The sequence below is a fragment of the Enterobacter sp. H2G27 genome (genome assembly GCF_054403075.1).
In genome coordinates, this window is sequence record NZ_JBSVSI010000001.1 from 3,423,578 (window position 1) to 3,443,587 (window position 20,010).

A 20,010-nucleotide genomic window follows, 5' to 3' on the forward strand; every position below is an offset into this window, starting at 1 on the left:
TTTATCGCATCAGATAGCGACGGGCGCTTTGATGCCCGGATGTGGGTCGTAGCCCTCAATTTCGAAATCATCAAAGCGGTAATCGAAGATTGATGCCGGTTTGCGCTTGATAACCAGCTTCGGCAGCGCACGCGGTTCGCGCGTCAGCTGGAGATGCGTCTGTTCCATATGGTTGCTGTAAAGATGGGTATCCCCTCCGGTCCAGACAAAATCACCCACTTCCAGATCGCACTGCTGCGCCATCATGTGGACCAACAGCGCATAGCTGGCAATGTTAAACGGCAGGCCGAGGAACACGTCACAGGAGCGCTGGTAGAGCTGGCAGGAGAGCTTCCCATCCGCCACATAGAACTGGAAGAACGCATGGCACGGTGCCAGCGCCATTTTATCCAGCTCGCCGACGTTCCAGGCGGAAACGATGATGCGCCGCGAGTCCGGATCGTTTTTCAACTGGTTCATCACGGTGGTGATCTGGTCAATATGGCGGCCATCAGGCGTTGGCCATGCGCGCCACTGCTTGCCGTAAACCGGGCCCAGGTTGCCATTTTCATCTGCCCATTCGTCCCAGATTGAGACGTTATTTTCGTGCAGATACGCTATGTTGGTATCGCCTTGCAGGAACCAGAGCAGTTCATGAATGATCGAGCGCAGGTGGCAGCGCTTTGTCGTCACCAGTGGGAAGCCTTCTTGCAGGTTGAAGCGCATCTGGTGGCCAAAAATGGAGAGCGTACCGGTGCCGGTGCGGTCGTTTTTCGGCGTGCCCTCGTCGAGCACTTTTTTCATCAATTCAAGATACTGTTTCATGGTTCCTCAGGAATTTTGTTGCTGTGGACGACGATACGCCCAAATCATCATAATGGCACCCGCGACAATCATCGGTATGGAGAGGATCTGCCCCATGCTGATGTACTGTACCCATTCGCCGGTAAACTGTGCGTCTGGCTGACGGAAGAACTCGACGATAATACGGAATGCGCCGTAGCCAATAAGGAACAGGCCGGAGACAGCGCCCATCGGACGCGGTTTGCGGATAAACAGGTTGAGAATGATAAATAGCACAACGCCTTCCAGCGCCAGCTCGTACAGCTGAGACATATGGCGCGGCAGAACGCCGTAGGTATCGAAAATGGACTGCCACTCCGGATGTGATGGCAGCAGCGCGATATCTTCCGCGCGGGAGCCCGGGAACAGCATCGTATAAGGCACGCTCGGGTCGACGCGGCCCCACAGCTCACCGTTGATAAAGTTACCCAGACGACCGGCACCCAGACCAAACGGGATCAGCGGCGCGATAAAATCCGAAACCTGGAAGAAGTTGCGTTTGGTGCGTTTGGCAAAAATTACCATCACCAGGATCACCCCAATCAGGCCGCCGTGGAAGGACATGCCGCCGTCCCAGACGCGGAACAGGTAGAGGGGATCGTTCAGGAATACAGGGAAGTTATAGAACAGCACGTACCCAATACGGCCACCGAGGAACACGCCGAGGAAGCCCGCATAGAGCAGGTTTTCAACTTCGTTTTTCGTCCAGCCGCTGCCGGGACGACTGGCGCGACGGCCAGCGAGCCACATGGCAAAAATGAAGCCCACCAGGTACATCAGACCGTACCAGTGAAGCGAAACAGGTCCTACTGAGAAAATGACCGGATCAAATTCCGGAAAATGCAGATAACCACTGTTCATCTGTCACCACAAGATGTTGTTATTCCGCTGAAAGTGGACAGCGGTAGAAATGCGATTCTGCCGTAAGCAGAGGCTCCAAAGTTGCGAATCATAGCATAAGGCGGGCGCGGAGGATGCGCCCGAGATGTAAAAGATGTGTATAGGGTGTTATGCCCGCTGGTGCCCTCTCCCACCGGGAGAGGGAGAAAGACGATTAGCGGCCGCCGCGGATTAGGCCGCCCATACCGCGTCGTTCCATAAACGCCGCGACCTGGTGACGGACCTCAGCAGCCAGCTGCGCCTCAAGGCTGCGTTCTGCGAGTTCGCGAGCATCATTGATGTCGATATGTCGCAGCAGGTATTTCACGCGGGCGACGGCGCGACCGTTCATCGACAGATGGCGGTATCCCAGACCAATCAGGATCGCAACGCACATGGAATCCCCTGCCATTTCACCACACAGGCGTAAATCAATGCCGTACTGCTCCGCTTCTCGGGCAATCATCGCTAAGGCGCGAATGATCGCCGGATGCAGGCTGTCATAGATACTGGCGACGCGGGTATTGTTGCGGTCGACGGCCAGAATATATTGCGTCAGGTCGTTCGTGCCGACAGAGATAAAATCAACGCGGTTTGCCAGCTGCGGCAGCATAAAGACCATAGACGGCACTTCCAGCATCACGCCGATCCGCGGTTTCGGGATCGCATAGCCGATCATCTCTTCCACTTCACGCCCGGCACGTTCGATTAGCCGCCGCGACTCGTCTATCTCATCAATGCTGGTGACCATCGGCAGCAGGATGCTGAGATTGCCCGTCGCCGCGTTGGCGCGCAGCATCGCGCGCACCTGGATCAGGAAGATCTCCGGCTGATCGAGCGTAATGCGGATCCCACGCCAGCCCAGGCACGGGTTTTCTTCGCTGATCGGCATGTAGGGGAGCTGTTTATCCGCGCCGACATCCAGGGTTCGCAGGGTGACAGGTTTGTCGTTAAACATCTGCAGCATCCCCTGATACTGCGCCACCTGCTCCTCTTCGGAGGGGAAACCGCTCTGCAGCATGAACGGGATTTCAGTACGGTATAGGCCAATGCCGTCGATGCGGCTGCCAAGCTTTTCTTCATGTTCAGGGCTTAAACCGGCGTTGAGCATGACTTTGATCCGCTCACCGCTCTTAAGCTGTGCGGGCAGGTTAACGTCATCTTCCGCCAGCTTGCTTAATTCATTCTCTTCGCTGATAAGACGCTGGTATTCCTGGAGCAGAACCGGCTCAGGATCGACCAGCAGCTCACCGCGATAGCCGTCGACCACCAGCGTACGTCGGTGCAGTACCGACGGCTGAATGTCCGCCCCCATAACGGTAGGGATACCCAGCGCGCGCACCATAATGGCGGCGTGTGAGTTGGCGGCACCATCGCGCACCACGACACCGGCCAGCCTGTCCTGCGGCAGTTCAGCCAGCGTGGTTGCCGACAGTTCATCGGCGACCAGAACAAACCGTTGAGGCCAGGCATTCGGCCCCTGAATGGTGTCATCAAGATGGAACAGCAGACGTTGTCCCAGGGCCCGGAGATCTCCAGCCCGCTCTTTCAGGTAACCGTCGGTCAATGCCGCAAATTGGTCGGCAAATTTCTCGATAACCTTCTTAACGGCCCACTCCGCGACCGAGCCTTTATCCACTTCAGCAAAAAGCTCACGACGCAGACGCGCATCGGAAAGCAGGTGCGAATAGAGGTCGAAAATGGCCGCCGTCTCTTTTTGCGCACCTGCGGCAAAACGTTTGCTGTAACGACGAAATTCATTCGCCGACTCTTCCAGCGCGGCGGTAAGACGCTCGCGCTCAAGCGCTTCATCAAGCGTTGAGGCTTCGTAAACCTGCTCCATTAACGGCAGCGTGGCGTCCATCCAGCCTTCAGCAATCGCTACGCCTGGCGATGCCGGAAGGGCACGAATGCGCGTATGGCGATACTGGCCAAAGAGCGCGGCAAGCTGAGACTGAGAGAGGATCGCCGCCATCTGCGTGGCCAGCGTGACGAGGAAAGACTCCTCGCTTTCGTCATACTGACGTAGCTCACGCTGCTGGACGACCAGTACGCCGAGCAGCTGGCGACGCTGGATAATCGGTACGCCAAGGAAAGCGCGGAAGCGCTCTTCTTTTACGGAAGGGATGTATTTAAAGCTGGGGTGTTTTTGCGCGTCAGCAAGGTTGATGGGTTCAGCCAGCCGCCCAACCAGACCGACGATACCCTCATCAAATGCGAGCGTTACGGTGCGTCCACGTGGCTTCTTCAAACCACGGGTCGCCATCAGGTAATAGCAGCGCCGATCGTGGTCGGCCAGATATACCGAACAGACCTCGGTCTCCATCGCAAGACAGATGTCGGTGACCAGAATATTCAGCGCCTCGTTCAGACGCGGAGCGCTGGCCACCTTCTCGACTATTTCTCGCAAGCGGGTGAGCATGATTTGCGTAGCTTAACCTCTTTTACGTCGCCAGGCAGGTGCGCTCTGCGGCTTAGGCGGGATCTCCTGAAGCTGCATTACCACACTTGCAAACTCTTTCATCACCCTACGGTAAACATCGCGTTTAAATGACACGACCTGACGAACAGGATACCAATAGCTCACCCAGCGCCAGCCATCGAACTCCGGCGTACTGCTGGTTTGCATATTGATGTCTGAATCGTTGCCCACCAACTGCAACAGAAACCACTTCTGTTTCTGGCCGATACAAACCGGCTTTGTGTCCCAACGCACCAAACGTTTCGGTAACTTGTAACGCAACCAGTTGCGGGTCGAAGCCAGGATGCGAACATCTTTCCGGCTCAAACCGACCTCTTCAAAAAGCTCCCGGTACATCGCTTGTTCTGGGGACTCTCCCGGATTAATCCCGCCTTGCGGGAACTGCCAGGAGTGCTGACCATATCGCCGGGCCCACATTACCTGGCCCTGACGATTACAAATTACTATTCCTACGTTCGGGCGGTAGCCATCGTCATCAATCACCGGACTACCCCAAACTAAACCTTATATATGAATGATTGTTTCACACTACAGGGAGGCGGTAAACCACTCTCTTACAGGGCTGCAGCCTAATAACATTTGAATAACTCACAAATAAGTGCTGAGTTATAAACAGATGAGAGCCATTAAAAGGAATTTTATTCACCTTTTCTGTGGATATAGTTGTGAAGAAGTGTCTAATTACCGATGAACAACCTCAAACAATGCCGTCCCCCCCTTTTTAGCTTAATTCAATAATACAATTATTTTCATATAGTTAAATGCATTTCCATGAACACAAAACAGAATAGCGTGACGATCGTCACATCAGGGATCGTCGTGCTGATGAAAGATCGAACAGCGTCGGTTTTATCCACAGATTGTGCCAATAAGTTAGTCACAATTTGTTTGAAAATTCGATTTTCCTCGCACGTCAAGGCTGTAGATTGAAACAGTAGTCAGGGTTATGCCCAGTTATCCCATTTTTCTGTGGATAACATGGTGTAAGATCCTGTTCATTGTCAGTGACCAGATTTGAACAACCCGTTTTCCGACTCTGGTGAAACGATTTCAAACCAGTAAAAAAACATATAAATCATGTACATGGAATATTCGTACAGAAATAGTTAAACTCTATCCACAGGGGACAATTTCTTCGTTTATTTTTTAATCAAAAGGTTACCATCATGCATCCGCTTACACCCTTGCTCTCACCGCCGTCCAGCGAGGGCCAGTTGCTACAGCAGGCACAGCGTCTTGCAGGCTTTTCGCTTGGCGAGCTGGCGGCAATGGCAGGGCTTCAGATCCCGAAGGATCTTAAGCGGGATAAAGGCTGGATCGGCATGCTGCTTGAACTATGGCTGGGTGCCAGCGCAGGGAGCAAACCCGAGCAGGATTTTGCTGCACTTGGCGTGGAGTTAAAAACTATCCCTGTAGACAGCCAGGGCAAGCCGCTTGAGACCACCTTTGTCTGCGTTGCGCCATTAACCGGCAATACCGGCGTGACGTGGGAAACCAGTCACGTTCGCCACAAGCTGAAGCGCGTATTATGGGTACCGGTTGAAGGTGAGCGTCAGATCCCCCTGGCTGACCGTCGCGTTGGCGCACCGCTGCTCTGGAGCCCGGACGAGGATGAAGAGCATCAGCTGCGCCTGGACTGGGAAGAGCTGATGGACATGATTGTGCTTGGGCAGGTAGAGCGCATCACCGCCCGACACGGAGAAGTGTTACAGCTGCGTCCGAAAGCGGCCAACAGTAAAGCACTTACCGAGGCAATCGGCGCGCAGGGTGAACCGATACTGACGTTGCCGCGCGGTTTTTATCTCAAAAAGAATTTCACTGGCGCACTCCTGGCACGTCATTTCCTGTTAAAAACATAGTTTTTTACTTATTTTGCGAGCTCTCAAACATAATCGACTGCTTTTTAAGATTTTACCGCTTCCTCAAGTCGCCATATCGGGTTAATACTAGATTATGATTTGATACAAGCCAGATGAGGACGATAACGATGAAAAAATGGGCAGTATTAGTGTCAGCAGTCGGTTTAGCGTTTGCCGTATCGGGCTGTAGCAGCGATTACGTCATGGCGACAAAAGATGGTCGAATGATCCTGACCGATGGCAAACCCGAAGTTGACGATGATACCGGTCTGGTCAGCTACCGCGACCAGGAAGGCAATAAAATGCAGATCAATCGCGACGAAGTATCGCAAATTATCGAGCGATAATCAGAGAGAGGTCAGCCGCTTGCTGGCCTTTTTGATTTTTTTCTTCCCCTTTTGCTTCCCCTCTGCCATGTTTATATTCCTTTGTCGGGCACGCCCTGACGCGGTCTATAAGTCTACTGAGGAAGCCGGCTATGCATTATCACCGTATCCCCCACAGCGCTCTGGAAATAAGCCAACTGGGGTTGGGCACGATGACATTTGGTGAACAAAACAGCGAAGCCGATGCCCATGCACAACTCGATTACGCCGTCAGCCAGGGCATTAACCTGATTGATGTTGCAGAGATGTACCCTGTTCCGCCACGCCCTGAAACGCAGGGACTTACCGAAACCTACGTCGGTAACTGGTTGGCAAAGCGCGGCAACCGTGAAAAGCTGGTGATTGCCTCAAAAGTCAGTGGCCCCGCACGCAATAACGATACCGGGATCCGCCCGAACCAGATCCTCGATCGCAAGAATATCCGCGCCGCTCTGGATGCCAGCCTGAAGCGCCTGCAAACCGACTATCTCGACCTCTACCAGGTGCACTGGCCGCAGCGACCAACCAACTGCTTTGGCAAGCTCGGATACAGCTGGAATGAGAGCGCCCCCGCCGTGACGCTGCTGGAAACGCTGGAAGCGCTGACCGAGTGCCAGCGCGCGGGAAAAATCCGCTACATTGGCGTATCTAACGAAACGGCCTTTGGGGTCATGCGCTATCTGCACCTGGCGGATAAGCACGATCTGCCGCGTATTGTGACTATCCAGAACCCGTACAGCTTGCTTAACCGCAGCTATGAGGTGGGTCTGGCCGAAGTGACACAGTATGAAGAGGTAGAGCTGCTCGCCTATTCCTGTCTCGGCTTCGGCACGCTGACGGGGAAATACCTGAACGGCGCGAAGCCGGCGGGGGCGCGAAATACCCTCTTTAGCCGCTTCACCCGCTACAGCGGTGAGCAGACGCAGAAAGCCGTTGCTGCCTATGTAGATATCGCAAAGCGTCACGGTCTTGACCCTGCACAGATGGCGCTGGCCTTCGTGCGTCGTCAGCCGTTTGTTGCCAGCACCCTGCTGGGCGCGACAACGATGGAACAGCTGAAAACCAATATTGAGAGTTTCCACCTGAACCTGAGTGAAGACGTGTTAGCAGAGATTGAAGCGGTGCATCAGGTTTATACTTATCCTGCACCATAGCCTGACGCTTTTGCCCGGTGGCGCTACGCTTACCGGGCCTACAGGTGCTCAAACGCAGGCCCGGTAAGGCGAAGCCACCACCCGGCTAGATATCAACGCCGACGCTGCCAAATCCACAAGCCCGCGATCGCAATCGCAAACAGCCCACCAAACCCGACGCCGATCCCCACCACCGGCACACCCACTTTTACCGCCAGCGAGTAGAGCCCCAGCATTAACAGCATTGCCAGGTTTTCACCCAGGTTTTGTACCGCGATAGCATTTCCCGCCCCGACAGTCTGCTTACCCCGTTCCTGCAGCAACGCGTTCAGCGGCACCACGAAGAAGCCCCCCAGAATACCAATCAGGATGAGGAGGACATACGCGGGCAATAACGCATGCTGCAGCGAGAAGATAAGCACCACGACGCCAATCAGGATCCCTGCGGGCATGCAGCGCGCTACCGTCTCGAGCGTCACCAGCTTCGCCGCCGCACCCGCCCCAACCACAATGCCGATGGCCACCATCGCATTAAGATAGGTCGGCGTCGCATTGTCCGTAATGCCCAGCGCCACCGGCACCCACAGGACCAGCAGGAAGCGCAGCGTGACGCCCGCCCCCCAGAACATACTGGTCCCCATCAGGGAGAAACGCGTTTCCCCGTTACGCCACAGCACGCGGCACGCGTTGAAGAAACTGCCGGTCATCGGTTTGAAGCGCCAGGATTGCCCCGGGCGAGCCACTGGCAGCTTCGGAATAAAGAGGTTTGCCACGACCGCCCCGCCATACACCACCGCGCAGATGCCCAGTGCCGCCAGGACATGCCAGTCGGCCAGTACGCCGCCCGCGACGGATCCGAGCAGAATAGCAGCAATGGTTGACGACTCCATCAGGCCGTTGGCTTTCACCAGCTTATCGCCCGTGGTCAGCTCTCCGAGGATGCCATACTTTGCCGGGGAGTAGGCGGCAGCGCCAATGCCCACCAGCGTGTAGCCAATAAACGGATTGAAGCCAAAGCAAATGCTGGCGGCACCCAGCAGCTTGAGACCGTTGGCAAACATCATCACCCGGCCTTTCGGGAAGCTGTCCGCTACCTGCCCGACGAACGGAGCAAAGATAATGTAAGCGCCCACAAACACCATCTGCAGGATCGGCTGACTCCAGTCGGGGTAAAACTCGGCTTTCAGCAGCGCCAGCGTGGCGAACAGCAGCGCATTATCACCGAACGCAGAGAGGAACTGCGCGGCAATGACCGCCATCATGCCTTTTGAACGCAGTGAGGTGTTAGTGTGTACTGACTCACGCATTTTGCTGTTCCGCCTCTTCAACCATGCCTTTCAGGGTCACGAAATCGGGCTTCCCGCTACCCAGCACCGGGAGCTGCTTCAGGTAGCGAATGTCGCGCGGCACGGCCAGTTCAGGGATACCGTGTTCACGCGCATAGCTCAGTAACCTGTCGCGCTTAAGTTCAGCGTCGGTCGTAAACAGCACCAGCGCCTCGCCTTTGCTGGCATCACTCTTCACCACCGTAGCATGCATCTTATCCGCAGACACGGCCGTTGCCAGCTGTTCGACCATTTCCAGAGAGACCATTTCACCGGCGATTTTAGCGAAGCGTTTCGCGCGTCCCTGAATCTGTACAAAGCCCTGCTCATCGAAACGGACGATATCGCCGGTGTCGTACCAGCCGGTTTCAACCTCGCCGCTGACGTTTTCCGCCGTCGGCGCTTCCAGCACGCCCGGGTTTTCCACGCGCAGATAACCGTTCATCACGTTTGGCCCTTTCAGCTGCAGACGGCCACCGTCCTCAATGCCCGGCACCGCCAGCAGACGCGCATCCATTCCCGGCAGGATTCGGCCAACCGTACCTGGTTTTGCCGCCATCGGCACGTTAATCGAGACCACGGGCGCACACTCGGTAACGCCATAGCCTTCAAGAATGCGCAGGCCAAACTTGTCCTGCCAGATCTGGCGCGTGCTCTCCTGCAGTTTTTCCGCACCGGCCACCACATACCGCACGCGATAGAAGTCATACGGATTGGCGAAACGCGCATAGTTGCCCAGGAAGGTTGAGGTTCCGAACAGGACGGTGCAGTTACGGTCATAGACCAGCTCCGGCACAATGCGGTAATGCAGCGGGCTCGGGTAGAGGAACACTTCTGCGCCGGTCAGGAGCGGCGTGAACAGCCCCACCGTCAGGCCAAATGAGTGGAACAGCGGCAGCGCCGACATAAAGCGGTCGTTTGCGGTAAAGTCGGCGATGCTTTTAATCTGCTCAACGTTCGCCAGAATGCTCTTGTGGCTGTGGACGACGCCTTTAGGGTTGCCCTCCGATCCCGACGTGAAGAGGATAATCGCGTCATCTTCCGGCTGCTGTTTGACCTGCGCCAGACGCGGCACCAGCAGATGCGCAAAAATCCACAGCTTGTCGCCGGTGGTCACGTCCGCTTTCAGATCCTCCAGGAAGACCCAGCGCACCTGGGTGAGCTGCTCGGGAAGATGCCAGAGCTTGCCTTTGTCCAGGAACTGTCGGGAGGTAAAGACGGTATTAATCTGGGCTGCGGTGATGGCGCTGGTCAACCCCTTCACGCCCGCCGTGTAGTTCATCATTGCCGGGATACGGCCCCGGGAAACCGCACCGAAAATCACCGCCGCGCTGATGCCCGCATTAGGCAGCATCAGGCCAATCTTTTCGCCTTTTTTGCTGTACTTCTCCAGAATACGGCCCACAAACAGGGTTTTGGTCAGCAGTTTGCGATAGGTGTCCGGGGTAAAGTTGATGTCTTCGATGCAGTTTTTCTTCGCGCCATAGCGGTACTGCGCGGATAGCAGAGATTCGTACAGCGTTTCGCGCGGGCGCACGGCCATGCGCGCTTCCATCATAATCTGGTGCAGCATTTCCCCGGCGATTTTACGGCGATCGCGGGCACGCGGCGCTTCTGGCATCGGTAACGACGTTGGCGGCAGAATATGCAGGGTTATTTTAGGGAACAGACGCTGCTTCACCAGCCCCTTCAGGCGGCTGAAATGGGTTAGCTCTGCGCCTTCAATGCGCAGCGGTACCACGGTCGCTTTTGACTTCGCCGCGACAAACCCCGCGCCGTCGTAGATTTTCATCAGCGAACCGGTCACTGAAATACGCCCTTCAGGGAAAATAACCACCGGACGCCCTTGCTCAACCAGACGCACCAGATGCTTAATCATCATCGGCTTGGTCGGGTCGAGCGGCACAAAATCAATCAGCGGCGTCAGCCAGCGCATGTACCACTGCTGGCTGATAGAGGTATAGACCGCAAACACCGGGCGCACGGGTAAAAACAGCGCCAGCAGGATGCCATCTATAAAGGAAACATGATTTGGTGTGATAAGAACGCGTTCGCCGCGAAGCGCCTGGGCATCGCCAGTGACGTGGATGCGAAAAAGAATACGGAACAGTGTACGGAAGAACCCAAATAGCATCTCAACTCCCTTTGCCAGCCAGTGTGGAGGGTTGATAGTAAATGGTGGCAGATTACACGAGAAGTGATACGGGAGCGACAGCAAAAGTGGAGGCGAAAAAAAACCTGCGCATCCGCGCAGGTTGGTGCAAGAGATGAGTACGAAATCGTACTAAGAATTCTCACCAATCAATACCTCTGGGATCTCAACTGTATCAATCTCATTAACATCCTCGCCATCGGACAATCGCAACAGCCTGAGGCAAAGTGTAACCAAAGGTTCAGATTGACATTCTTCAGACATGACTGCGCGTGTAACGATTACACCACCAGGGTTGTCCTGCGTCACGTTTGTGGAGAGCGGAAATCCGCTCCCCTTGAATGCGCGCCGCTTTTCCGCAACACTATTTGGTGTGTAAACGCTTACCCCCAATAAGAAGGTAATGAATGGCGACAATAAAGGATGTGGCCCGTCTGGCAGGCGTGTCGGTGGCAACCGTCTCCCGCGTGATTAACGACTCCCCAAAAGCCAGTGACGCATCGCGCCAGGCGGTACAAAATGCCATGGAATCCCTGAACTATCATCCCAATGCCAATGCCCGCGCGCTCGCCCAGCAGTCCACCGAAACCATTGGGCTGGTGGTGGGTGATGTTTCCGATCCCTTTTTCGGCGCCATGGTTAAAGCGGTTGAACAGGTTTCTTATCAGACAGGTAATTTTTTGCTGATCGGCAATGGCTATCATAATGAACAAAAAGAACGCCAGGCCATTGAACAGCTGATCCGCCACCGCTGCGCGGCGCTGGTGGTTCACGCCAAAATGATCCCGGACGCCGAGCTGATTCACCTGATGAAGCAGATGCCCGGAATGGTGATCATCAACCGCATTATTCCCGGATTTGAAAAACGCTGCGTGGCCCTCGATGACCGCTACGGTGCCAGGCTTGCAACGCGGCACCTTATTCAGCAGGGCCATACCCGAATTGGCTATCTCTGTTCAAATCATCCGATTTCTGATGCAGAGGACCGCCTGCAGGGCTACTACGATGCCCTTCGTGAAAACGGGCTGCCGTGTAATGACCGCCTGGTGGCCTACGGTGAACCGGATGAGAGCGGCGGTGAACAGGCCATGACCGAGCTGCTGGGTCGCGGACGGAATTTCACGGCGGTTGCCAGCTATAACGACTCAATGGCCGCAGGGGCGATGGGGGTGTTGAATGACAACGGAATTGAGGTACCGGCAGAAATTTCGCTGATTGGCTTCGACGACGTGCTGGTCTCCCGCTACGTTCGCCCGCGTCTGACCACCGTGCGCTACCCAATCATCACCATGGCAACGCAGGCCGCCGAGCTGGCGCTAGCGCTAGCTGAACAGCGCCAGCCGCCGGAAATTACGCATCTGTTTAGCCCGACGCTGGTTCGCCGTCACTCCGTTGCGTCACCTGCGGAAGCGCAGAGCGAATAACGGTAGAGGTGAACCCGCGTGTTGGGGTATTCCAGACCATCACCGATGTACTGCCAGCCGTAACGTTCGTAGAAGTCGCGGCAGGCAGAGCAGAGATGGAGCTCCTCATACCCGGACTGCGCTGCGTAAGCGATAACATGCTGCTGAAGTTGTCCCGCCAGCCCCTTACCTCGCGCCGCCTCATCAACGTACAGCGCCGCCAGCCACGGAAAGAGATCCTGTCGGGTGATCAAATCGCAGCGCCAGAGCCCTACCGTGCCAAGAAGCTGTTCGCCTTCAAGGGCAATAAACGTCAACGGTAATGCCCCCGGTGTCTGGCTGTGCTCAACAATACTGTGGAAAAATTCCCGAGAAAGCCCTTCGCCAAAGGCCTGCCAGAGCCAGTCGGTAACCTGCTCTGCGAAGTGTGGAGCCTTGTAAAGCGGGAGGATGACAGCCTTATTCATGTTTCACCTGCATTTTCTCATGTATTTACTGGCCTGATGCTCCAGCCCGGTTCGGTGATTATCTTACCAGAGTCAGGCTATTGAGTTTGACTTCAGGCTGGCCGGACGAATCGTTACCAAAAAGCGTGATCGTGGCAGAGTTTTTGCGCTTCCCGCATCGCTTATACGGCATAAGCTCTGTGGTAAACTGCAGATCGTTACGTGGAAGCAGGAATGTAGAATGGCAACAATGCTGGATGTATCACTGCGCGCGGGCGTGTCGAAGGCCACGGTATCGCGCGTGCTGAACGGCACAGGTCAGGTAAAAGAGAGTACGCGTCAGCAGGTGTTTGCTGCGATGGAAGAGCTGGGCTATCGCCCGAACTTTCTCGCGCGCTCGCTGGCTAACCAGACCAGCAACAGCATTGGTCTGGTCGTCTCGACCTTTGACGGCTTTTATTTTGGCCGCCTTCTCCAGCAGGCGTCGCGGCAGACCGAAACTCACGGGAAACAGCTGATCGTCACCGACGGTCACGATGCGCCGGAACAGGAAGAACAGGCGGTGCAGATGCTGGCCGATCGCCAGTGCGATGCCATCGTGCTTTACACGCGCTACATGAGCGAAAAAGCGATCGTCAAACTGATGAACACCGTGAAAACGCCACTGGTGGTCATTAACCGTGAAGTGAGCCAGGCGCCGGATCGCTGCGTGTTCTTCGAACAGCAGGATGCCGCATTCAAGGCCGTGGATTATCTGATCGGCCAGGGCCATCGGGAGATCGCCTGTATCACCGTCCCGATCCACACTCCCACGGGTAAAGCGCGGCTGATGGGCTATCGCAAGGCGCTGGAAAAGCATGGTATCCGTCTGGACGAGCGTCGGATAAAGTACGGCGATGCGGGAATGACGCGGGGATACGAGCTTTGCAAGGAATTGATTGCCGACGGAGTACCGTTTAGCGCCCTGTTTGCCTGTAACGACGATATGGCGCTGGGTGCGTCCAAAGCGTTGCACCAGGCGGGGCTTAAAATCCCGCAGGATATTTCACTGTTCGGCTTTGACGATGCCCCAAGCGCGAAATGGCTGGAGCCTGCGCTCTCATCGGTTTATCTGCCCATCGACAATATGATTGTCACGGCCATCGATCAGGCGATCCGGCTGGCAAAAAACCAGCCGGTCGATGCCATCCCGCCGTTTACCGGCACGCTGGTCTTACGCGATTCGGTCACAACGGGGCCGTACTTTCATCAGATGAGTTCTAAAGCCAGCAGTTCCTGAATAGTCTGGCGACGGCGGATCAGCCGCGCTTTACCGTTATCAAACAGCACTTCCGGCAGCAGCGGACGGCTGTTGTAGTTAGATGACATAGATGCCCCGTAGGCACCGGTGTCATGCAGCACAAGATAATCGCCCGGTTTGACCTCTGGCAGCGCGCGGGTTTCCACTTTGCCGCCTTCCTGCTGGGTAAACACGTCGCCCGATTCGCACAGCGGCCCCGCAACGACCGTCTCAACGCGCGGCGCCTGCGTTAAATCACGGCCGTCAGCAGCCAGGGCGGTAATGTGGTGATAGCTGCCGTACATGGACGGACGCATCAAATCGTTAAAGCCTGCATCAATCAAGACGAAGTGGCGAGACCCCATCTCTTTCACGCTGCGCACCTGCGAAACCAGCACGCCGGCTTCCGCCACCAGGAAACGACCCGGCTCAATTTCCAGCTTCACCGCATGGCCCAGATGCGCGGCGATTTGGTCACGCGCGGCGCTCCACAGACCGTAATAGTGATCGGTATCGATCGCCTCTTCGCCTTCGCGATATGGAATGGAGAGACCGCCGCCCGCAGAGATCGCCTCCAGATCCTGACCGAAGTCGACAACCTGGCGCACCATCGCGCCGCACACCTGCTCCAGGTGGCCGTAATCCACGCCAGAGCCAATATGCATATGAATACCCACCAGCTTCAGGCCGTAGCGCTGTAATACCGCCAGCGCGGCAGGCATATCGGCATACCAGATCCCGTGCTTGCTGTTTTCGCCGCCGGTATTGGTTTTTTGGCTGTGGCCGTGACCAAAGCCCGGATTCACCCGCAGCCAGACGCGATGGCCGGGAGATACCTGACCCAGCTGCTCCAGCATATCCACAGAACCGGCATTCACCGGGATCTGCAGCTCGTGAACACGCGCCAGCGTCGCGTCGTCGATCACATCGGCGGTAAAGACGATCGCGTCGCCGTCAGCTTTCGGATCGTATCCGGCCGCCAGCGCGCGTTCGATTTCGCCAAGCGAGACGGAGTCGACCTTCACGCCCTGCTCACGCATCAGGCGCAGAATATGGATATTGGAGCAGGCCTTCTGGGCAAAACGCACCACGTCAAACTGATGCAGGGCGGCGATCTTCTCGCGGACAATCTGCGCGTCGTAGACCCACACCGGACAGCCAAATTCGGCAGGCAGGCGCAGCAGGTTGTCGGCGTTCAAATCGGTATCAGTCTGGTTCAGCGGGCGTGGCATGGTCTTCTCCGGATAAATGCGTTTTGATGATTACGCCACAGCGCAAAGAGAATAAAAAATATCGTTTTATCGCGAGTCTATGCAAAAATGATATGGACAGTTCTCTGCTTTCAGGTGCCCTATGCCCGCCGTCAATTTACGCCACATCGAGATTTTTCACGCCGTGATGACCACCGGCAATCTCACCGAAGCCGCACAGATGCTGCATACCTCGCAGCCGACGGTGAGCCGCGAGCTGGCCCGCTTCGAGAAAGTGCTGGGGCTGAAGCTGTTCGAACGCACCCGGGGCAGGCTTCACCCTACGGTGCAGGGACTACGCCTGTTCGAGGAAGTTCAGCGCTCCTGGTACGGGCTGGACAGAATAGTGAGTGCAGCCGAAAGCCTGCGCGAGTTTCGCCAGGGCGAGCTGTCGATCGTCTGCCTGCCCGTCTTCTCGCAATCTTTTTTACCGATGCTGCTGCAGCCCTTTCTGGCGCGATACCCGGAGGTCAGCCTCACCATCGTGCCTCAGGAATCTCCCCTGCTTGAAGAGTGGCTTTCGGCTCAGCGCCATGATTTAGGCCTAACCGAAAACCTCTCAACGCCAGCAGGCACGGCGCGCACGGAGTTACTTTCGTTAGATGAAGTGTGCGTTCTGCCCGCCGGGCATCGGCTTGCCGGTAAGGCGGTGCTCACGCCAGAGGACTTCCACGGGGAAAACTACATTAGCCTGTCGCAGACCGACAGCTACAGACAGCTACTGGATACCCTGTTTGCCGAGCATCAGGTCAAACGGCGAATGGTGGTGGAAACGCACAGCGCGGCTTCAATTTGCGCGATGGTGCGAGCGGGCATCGGCGTCGCGGTGGTGAATCCGCTTACGGCGCTGGATTATGCGGAAAGTGGAATTGTTGTGCGTCGGTTTAGCGTCTCAGTTCCTTTTACCGTTAGCCTAATCCGCCCATTGCATCGTCCGGCGTCGGCGCTGGTGGAGGCGTTTAGCGAACATCTGCAGGGAGGGCTAAGTATATTGGCGGGCCAGCTAAATAAGATGTTGAATCAGACGCCCCGCTGAACAGCGGGCGTCTGAAAACTCAGTTGAAACGTTTCGCAATGGCCGCAACACGCTCGCCGAATTTAACCGCGGTTTGCAGATCGCCGCTGGCAATGGCGCCAGCATCAGCATCCGATGGAGACTGCACCAGCAAACCTACTGAACCGCCCAGATTATTAATGTCCTGACGGGTTGCCGCGAGAGTATTTGACGGCGGCAGCCCCAGGCTCACCCAGATCCCACCGTGCTGAGAGGCTAGCGTTTGCAGATATTGCAACGATACCTGCTTATCACCGTTCAGGCTGGCGCTGTTGCTGAATCCCGCGAACACTTTGTCCTGCCAGCTACGTACGAACCAGGCTTTAGAGGTCGCGTCAGCGAATTTCTTAAACTGCCACGGTACGCTTCCCATGTAGGTTGGCGCGCCAAAAATAATCGCTTTGGCATCGTTGAGTTTTTGCCAGTCGCTTTCCTGAATATCGCCATTATTGTCAATGGCGATAAGCTCAGCCTGCGCGCCCTCGGCGACAGTTTCAGCAACGCGTTTGGTATGGCCGTAGCCAGAATAATAGATAACTACAACGCTCATGATAGATCTCCTGATGCAATATTGCCTTGTGAGTCAAACGATTAAGACGACTTTAAAATTGCTCTGCGAGCCCGTTGCCATTTTCGGTTCCCTGGTATCAAATAGAAACCTTACGTCGTTTTATACACGCAAACATTCACGGGCGTAAGAAGGCACCTTTACCTCACCTGGTTACCTCGAGGGAACCACCATGACCCATACAGCAGTTCTGAAAAAGGAGATGCCTCCTTACAACGTGTTCGATGAGCGCTGCCCGACCCGAGGCGTGCTGACGCGTATCGCCGATAAGTGGGCACTGTTAATCCTTGCGCGTCTGGAGAAGGGACCGATGCGCTTTAGTCATCTTCAACGCGATATTCAGCGAATCACCAAAAAGGTGCTGACCCAGTCTTTACGCAAGCTGGAACGTGATGGGCTGGTGTCGCGAAAGATATTCGCCACGGTACCTGTAACAGTCGAGTACAGCCTGACACCGCTTGGCCAGACATTAACCAAAACGGTGACGGTGCTGGCGCACTGGGTGGAAAATAATATTGATGCCATTGTGGCGGCGCAATCCGCCTATGACGCCGCCAACATGTAAACCAGAACGGGTGCTCAGGACAGCATAAACGCCACGGCATCCGCAGCGTGGATGGCGGTGGTATCGAATACCGGAATCGGGCTTTGCGCTACGGGGACCAGCAAACCAATTTCCGTGCAGCCGAAAATCACCCCTTCGGCCCCCTGCTGCGCGAGTTTATCGATAACGCTGACGTAATACGCGCGGGAAGATTCGCTAAAGGTACCGAGGCAGAGCTCGTCAAAGATAATCTGATTGATGCACGCCCGGTCGTCTTCATCCGGGATCAGGCTCTCGATCCCAAATTCACTGTGCAAACGTCCGCGATAAAAATCCTGCTCCATGGTGTAGCGTGTACCCAAAAGCGCTACGCGGCGCATCCCGGATGCCGCAATCACACGCCCGGTCGCGTCCGCAATATGCAAAAACGGCAGCGAGCAGCGGTCCTCAATATGCGACGCCACTTTGTGCATGGTATTGGTACAAAGCACTATACCCTCGGCGCCAGCACGCTCCAGCCCAAGCGCCGCCTGGGCCAGAATCTCCCCGGCTTTATCCCACTCGCCGCTCGACTGGCAGGCTTCGATTTCATGAAAGTCAACGCTGTGCAGGAGCAGGCTTGCGGAATGCAGACCACCCAAACGCTGCTTCACCCCTTCGTTAATCAGGCGATAATAAGGGATTGTCGATTCCCAGCTCATTCCACCTAACAGGCCGATCGTTTTCATCATCCCTCCTTTTCGTTGGTTTCTTCTTTTAACACATCCGGTGCCAATAAAAAAAGGCGCTGCATTCAGCGCCTTTTAAACAAACATTGGTTATCCCCTGCATACGTTGGGCCAGGTAAACGGGCAATACGATCACACGCCGATGTTTCGCAGTTTCTCTCCGGCCATCAGCTTGCGCTCGATGTGTTCCAGCGTCACACCTTTGGTTTCCGGGATCAGCCAGAACGTGACGCCAATAAACGCCACGTTCAGCACGGTATAGAGCCAGAACGTTCCCGCTGCGCCAATCGCGTCCAGCAGCGTCAGGAACGTCGCGCCGATGATCATGTTCGATACCCAGTTGGTGGTCGTGGAACAGGTGATGCCAAAGTCACGGCATTTGAGCGGCTGAATTTCGGAGCACAGGATCCAGACCACCGGCGCGGCGCTCATCGCGTAGCCTGCGATACACATCATGGTCATCCCGACAGAAAGCCAGGAAAGTCCGCTTGAGGCCGTACCGTTATCAAACTGCATCAGGCAGTAGCCCAGGATCAGCGTGCCGAGCGCCATCACGCTGAAGCCAATTTTCAGCGCAGGTTTACGGCCCGCCTTGTCCACGGTGAAAACGGCAATAAAGGTGGCGAACATGAAGGTCAGCCCGACCACCAGGGTCGCGATCATCTGCTGTTCCGTGGTGGTAAACCCGGCCATTTTGAAAATCCGCGGAGCGTAGTACATGATGATGTTCATGCCGGTGAACTGCTGCATCGCCTGCAGCAGCATGCCGAGGAAGACCGCCCGGCGCACGTTGCGGTTGATTTTAAACAGCGCCCAGCCCCCCTGCTTGAGCTTCAGGCTTTCGCGGATCTCGTTCAGCTCTTCGCGGGCTTTTTCTGAGGTATCGCGCAGCATGCGAAGCACCTCTTCCGCCTCCACGTGGCGCCCTTTTTGCGCCAGCCAGCGCGGGCTGTTTGGCAGGAAAATCACCAGGACGATCAGCACCAGCGCCGGTAAGGCCAGCACGCCCAGCATCGCGCGCCAGTTGCCGCTGTAGCTGAAGTAGGTGTCAGACAGGAACGCCAGCACAATACCCAGCGTGACCATCAGCTGATACATGCTGATCATCTTGCCGCGCACGTTTTCGCTCGCCATTTCGGAGAGATAAAGCGGCGCGGTGTAGGACGCAATCCCCACCGCCACGCCCAGCATCACGCGGGAAAGCAGCAGGATTTCAACGTTAGCGGCAAACGCCGAGCCAATGGAGCCGGCAACGAACAGAATTGCCCCGACCATCAGGCTGTATTTGCGCCCCAGACGAAACGACAGCCAGCCGTTGAACAGCGCGCCGATGGCCGCACCGAGCATCATGCTGCTCACCACCCACTCCTGCAGGCGACTGCTGAGGGTAAAGTGATCGGTAATAAAGGGCAATGCGCCGGCAATAACGCCGATATCCAGTCCAAATAACAGGCCCGCCACGGCGGCGGCAATGGAGACAAACTGGTTCATGCGGCGAGTATCACGCAGCGCAGCGGGCATTAGGGTAGAGTCATTTATCGATGTCATATTTTTCCTGCCTCAACAGCAAAATTCGTTAAATGAAATTACGAGAAAGCGAGGAAAAGTGTCAGGTGGGAAAAGGTGAAGATATGGATTATTTAGCTGCGACATAGCGATCTGTGATGGACATTACAATTTCAACTAACGCTTAATAATCACGTTATTTTACTAATGCATTA

Annotated in this window: 18 protein-coding genes; 7 read left to right on the forward strand and 11 right to left on the reverse strand. The window is 55.8% G+C overall.

Annotated elements, in window-relative coordinates; translation table 11 throughout:
• Positions 1-9: 9 nt before the first annotated feature.
• The 4 genes from thyA to rppH all read right to left on the reverse strand — a co-directional run bounded on the left by thyA (position 10) and on the right by rppH (position 4,666).
• Positions 10-804 (reverse strand): thymidylate synthase, encoded by a 795-nt coding sequence (thyA, locus tag ACW9E7_RS16145; RefSeq protein ID WP_111966081.1) that lies wholly within the window; start codon positions 802-804, stop codon positions 10-12.
• 6 nt (positions 805-810) lie between these two features.
• Positions 811-1,683 (reverse strand): prolipoprotein diacylglyceryl transferase, encoded by an 873-nt coding sequence (gene lgt / locus ACW9E7_RS16150; protein ID WP_458728084.1) that lies wholly within the window; start codon positions 1,681-1,683, stop codon positions 811-813.
• 193 nt (positions 1,684-1,876) lie between these two features.
• Positions 1,877-4,123, reverse strand: coding sequence for a phosphoenolpyruvate--protein phosphotransferase (ptsP, locus tag ACW9E7_RS16155; RefSeq protein WP_458728085.1), 2,247 nt, complete (start codon positions 4,121-4,123; stop codon positions 1,877-1,879).
• A gap of 12 nt (positions 4,124-4,135) precedes the next feature.
• Positions 4,136-4,666 (reverse strand): RNA pyrophosphohydrolase, encoded by a 531-nt coding sequence (gene rppH / locus ACW9E7_RS16160; protein WP_013098553.1) that lies wholly within the window; start codon positions 4,664-4,666, stop codon positions 4,136-4,138.
• A 683-nt stretch (positions 4,667-5,349) separates the two neighbouring features.
• Between rppH and mutH the strand changes: the two genes are divergently transcribed.
• From mutH to ACW9E7_RS16175, 3 genes are all read left to right on the forward strand, one after another.
• Entirely contained in the window at positions 5,350-6,042 is a 693-nt protein-coding gene (mutH, locus tag ACW9E7_RS16165) for a DNA mismatch repair endonuclease MutH (protein WP_111966083.1), read from the forward strand.
• A gap of 128 nt (positions 6,043-6,170) precedes the next feature.
• Positions 6,171-6,389, forward strand: a complete 219-nt coding sequence (locus ACW9E7_RS16170) for a YgdI/YgdR family lipoprotein (protein WP_008499668.1) — start codon at positions 6,171-6,173, stop codon at positions 6,387-6,389.
• Between the two features lie 131 nt (positions 6,390-6,520).
• Complete coding sequence (locus ACW9E7_RS16175) at positions 6,521-7,561, forward strand: NADP(H)-dependent aldo-keto reductase (protein ID WP_115876203.1); 1,041 nt, start codon at positions 6,521-6,523, stop codon at positions 7,559-7,561.
• A 92-nt stretch (positions 7,562-7,653) separates the two neighbouring features.
• Here the strand turns inward: ACW9E7_RS16175 and lplT are convergent, their stop codons facing one another.
• Positions 7,654-8,847 (reverse strand): lysophospholipid transporter LplT, encoded by a 1,194-nt coding sequence (lplT, locus tag ACW9E7_RS16180; protein ID WP_111966085.1) that lies wholly within the window; start codon positions 8,845-8,847, stop codon positions 7,654-7,656.
• Positions 8,840-10,999, reverse strand: a complete 2,160-nt coding sequence (gene aas / locus ACW9E7_RS16185) for a bifunctional acyl-ACP--phospholipid O-acyltransferase/long-chain-fatty-acid--ACP ligase (RefSeq protein WP_133295087.1) — start codon at positions 10,997-10,999, stop codon at positions 8,840-8,842. The genes lplT and aas overlap by 8 nt, the downstream gene beginning before the upstream one ends.
• 425 nt (positions 11,000-11,424) lie before the next feature.
• Between aas and galR the strand changes: the two genes are divergently transcribed.
• Positions 11,425-12,441, forward strand: a complete 1,017-nt coding sequence (gene galR, locus ACW9E7_RS16190; RefSeq protein WP_458728086.1) for an HTH-type transcriptional regulator GalR — start codon at positions 11,425-11,427, stop codon at positions 12,439-12,441.
• Here galR and ACW9E7_RS16195 read toward each other — a convergent pair.
• A complete protein-coding gene (locus tag ACW9E7_RS16195; protein WP_458728087.1) occupies positions 12,402-12,887 on the reverse strand; it encodes a GNAT family N-acetyltransferase in 486 nt (161 codons plus the stop codon). The genes galR and ACW9E7_RS16195 overlap by 40 nt on opposite strands.
• A 220-nt stretch (positions 12,888-13,107) precedes the next feature.
• Here ACW9E7_RS16195 and ACW9E7_RS16200 point away from each other — a divergent pair, with 220 nt between their 5' ends.
• The gene (locus tag ACW9E7_RS16200; RefSeq protein WP_127732220.1) at positions 13,108-14,145 is read left to right on the forward strand and encodes a LacI family DNA-binding transcriptional regulator; all 1,038 of its coding nucleotides are present in this window, start codon (positions 13,108-13,110) and stop codon (positions 14,143-14,145) included.
• On the opposite strand, the gene lysA is transcribed toward ACW9E7_RS16200, so the two are convergent.
• Positions 14,115-15,377, reverse strand: a complete 1,263-nt coding sequence (gene lysA / locus ACW9E7_RS16205; protein ID WP_458728088.1) for a diaminopimelate decarboxylase — start codon at positions 15,375-15,377, stop codon at positions 14,115-14,117. The two genes, ACW9E7_RS16200 and lysA, sit on opposite strands and share 31 nt — an antisense overlap.
• Positions 15,378-15,498: 121 nt before the next feature.
• On the opposite strand from lysA, the gene ACW9E7_RS16210 reads away from it, so the two are divergent.
• The gene (locus ACW9E7_RS16210) at positions 15,499-16,431 is read left to right on the forward strand and encodes a LysR family transcriptional regulator (protein ID WP_458728089.1); all 933 of its coding nucleotides are present in this window, start codon (positions 15,499-15,501) and stop codon (positions 16,429-16,431) included.
• Between the two features lie 19 nt (positions 16,432-16,450).
• Here the strand turns inward: ACW9E7_RS16210 and ACW9E7_RS16215 are convergent, their stop codons facing one another.
• Positions 16,451-16,999 carry a flavodoxin family protein gene (locus ACW9E7_RS16215; RefSeq protein ID WP_143345483.1) on the reverse strand — a complete coding sequence of 183 codons (549 nt, stop codon included), beginning with the start codon at positions 16,997-16,999 and terminating at the stop codon, positions 16,451-16,453.
• A 190-nt stretch (positions 17,000-17,189) separates the two neighbouring features.
• Between ACW9E7_RS16215 and ACW9E7_RS16220 the strand changes: the two genes are divergently transcribed.
• The gene (locus ACW9E7_RS16220; RefSeq protein WP_458728090.1) at positions 17,190-17,582 is read left to right on the forward strand and encodes a winged helix-turn-helix transcriptional regulator; all 393 of its coding nucleotides are present in this window, start codon (positions 17,190-17,192) and stop codon (positions 17,580-17,582) included.
• 14 nt (positions 17,583-17,596) lie between these two features.
• Here the strand turns inward: ACW9E7_RS16220 and ACW9E7_RS16225 are convergent, their stop codons facing one another.
• Positions 17,597-18,289, reverse strand: a complete 693-nt coding sequence (locus tag ACW9E7_RS16225; protein ID WP_458728399.1) for an aspartate/glutamate racemase — start codon at positions 18,287-18,289, stop codon at positions 17,597-17,599.
• A 132-nt stretch (positions 18,290-18,421) separates the two neighbouring features.
• On the reverse strand, positions 18,422-19,837 hold the full coding sequence (gene araE, locus ACW9E7_RS16230) for an arabinose-proton symporter AraE (RefSeq protein ID WP_458728091.1): 1,416 nt from the start codon (positions 19,835-19,837) through the stop codon (positions 18,422-18,424).
• Positions 19,838-20,010 lie beyond the last annotated feature (173 nt).

Excerpts from the sequence above, each read along its gene's own strand:
- thyA (WP_111966081.1), bottom strand. The coding sequence starts at position 804 with ATGAAACAGTATCTTGAATTGATGAAAAAAGTGCTCGACGAGGGCACG.
- lgt (WP_458728084.1), bottom strand. The coding sequence starts at position 1,683 with ATGAACAGTGGTTATCTGCATTTTCCGGAATTTGATCCGGTCATTTTC.
- ptsP (WP_458728085.1), bottom strand. The coding sequence starts at position 4,123 with ATGCTCACCCGCTTGCGAGAAATAGTCGAGAAGGTGGCCAGCGCTCCG.
- mutH (WP_111966083.1), top strand. The coding sequence starts at position 5,350 with ATGCATCCGCTTACACCCTTGCTCTCACCGCCGTCCAGCGAGGGCCAG.
- ACW9E7_RS16170 (WP_008499668.1), top strand. The coding sequence starts at position 6,171 with ATGAAAAAATGGGCAGTATTAGTGTCAGCAGTCGGTTTAGCGTTTGCC.
- ACW9E7_RS16175 (WP_115876203.1), top strand. The coding sequence starts at position 6,521 with ATGCATTATCACCGTATCCCCCACAGCGCTCTGGAAATAAGCCAACTG.
- lplT (WP_111966085.1), bottom strand. The coding sequence starts at position 8,847 with ATGCGTGAGTCAGTACACACTAACACCTCACTGCGTTCAAAAGGCATG.
- aas (WP_133295087.1), bottom strand. The coding sequence starts at position 10,999 with ATGCTATTTGGGTTCTTCCGTACACTGTTCCGTATTCTTTTTCGCATC.
- galR (WP_458728086.1), top strand. The coding sequence starts at position 11,425 with ATGGCGACAATAAAGGATGTGGCCCGTCTGGCAGGCGTGTCGGTGGCA.
- ACW9E7_RS16195 (WP_458728087.1), bottom strand. The coding sequence starts at position 12,887 with ATGAATAAGGCTGTCATCCTCCCGCTTTACAAGGCTCCACACTTCGCA.
- ACW9E7_RS16200 (WP_127732220.1), top strand. The coding sequence starts at position 13,108 with ATGGCAACAATGCTGGATGTATCACTGCGCGCGGGCGTGTCGAAGGCC.
- lysA (WP_458728088.1), bottom strand. The coding sequence starts at position 15,377 with ATGCCACGCCCGCTGAACCAGACTGATACCGATTTGAACGCCGACAAC.
- ACW9E7_RS16210 (WP_458728089.1), top strand. The coding sequence starts at position 15,499 with ATGCCCGCCGTCAATTTACGCCACATCGAGATTTTTCACGCCGTGATG.
- ACW9E7_RS16215 (WP_143345483.1), bottom strand. The coding sequence starts at position 16,999 with ATGAGCGTTGTAGTTATCTATTATTCTGGCTACGGCCATACCAAACGC.
- ACW9E7_RS16220 (WP_458728090.1), top strand. The coding sequence starts at position 17,190 with ATGACCCATACAGCAGTTCTGAAAAAGGAGATGCCTCCTTACAACGTG.
- ACW9E7_RS16225 (WP_458728399.1), bottom strand. The coding sequence starts at position 18,289 with ATGAAAACGATCGGCCTGTTAGGTGGAATGAGCTGGGAATCGACAATC.
- araE (WP_458728091.1), bottom strand. The coding sequence starts at position 19,837 with ATGACATCGATAAATGACTCTACCCTAATGCCCGCTGCGCTGCGTGAT.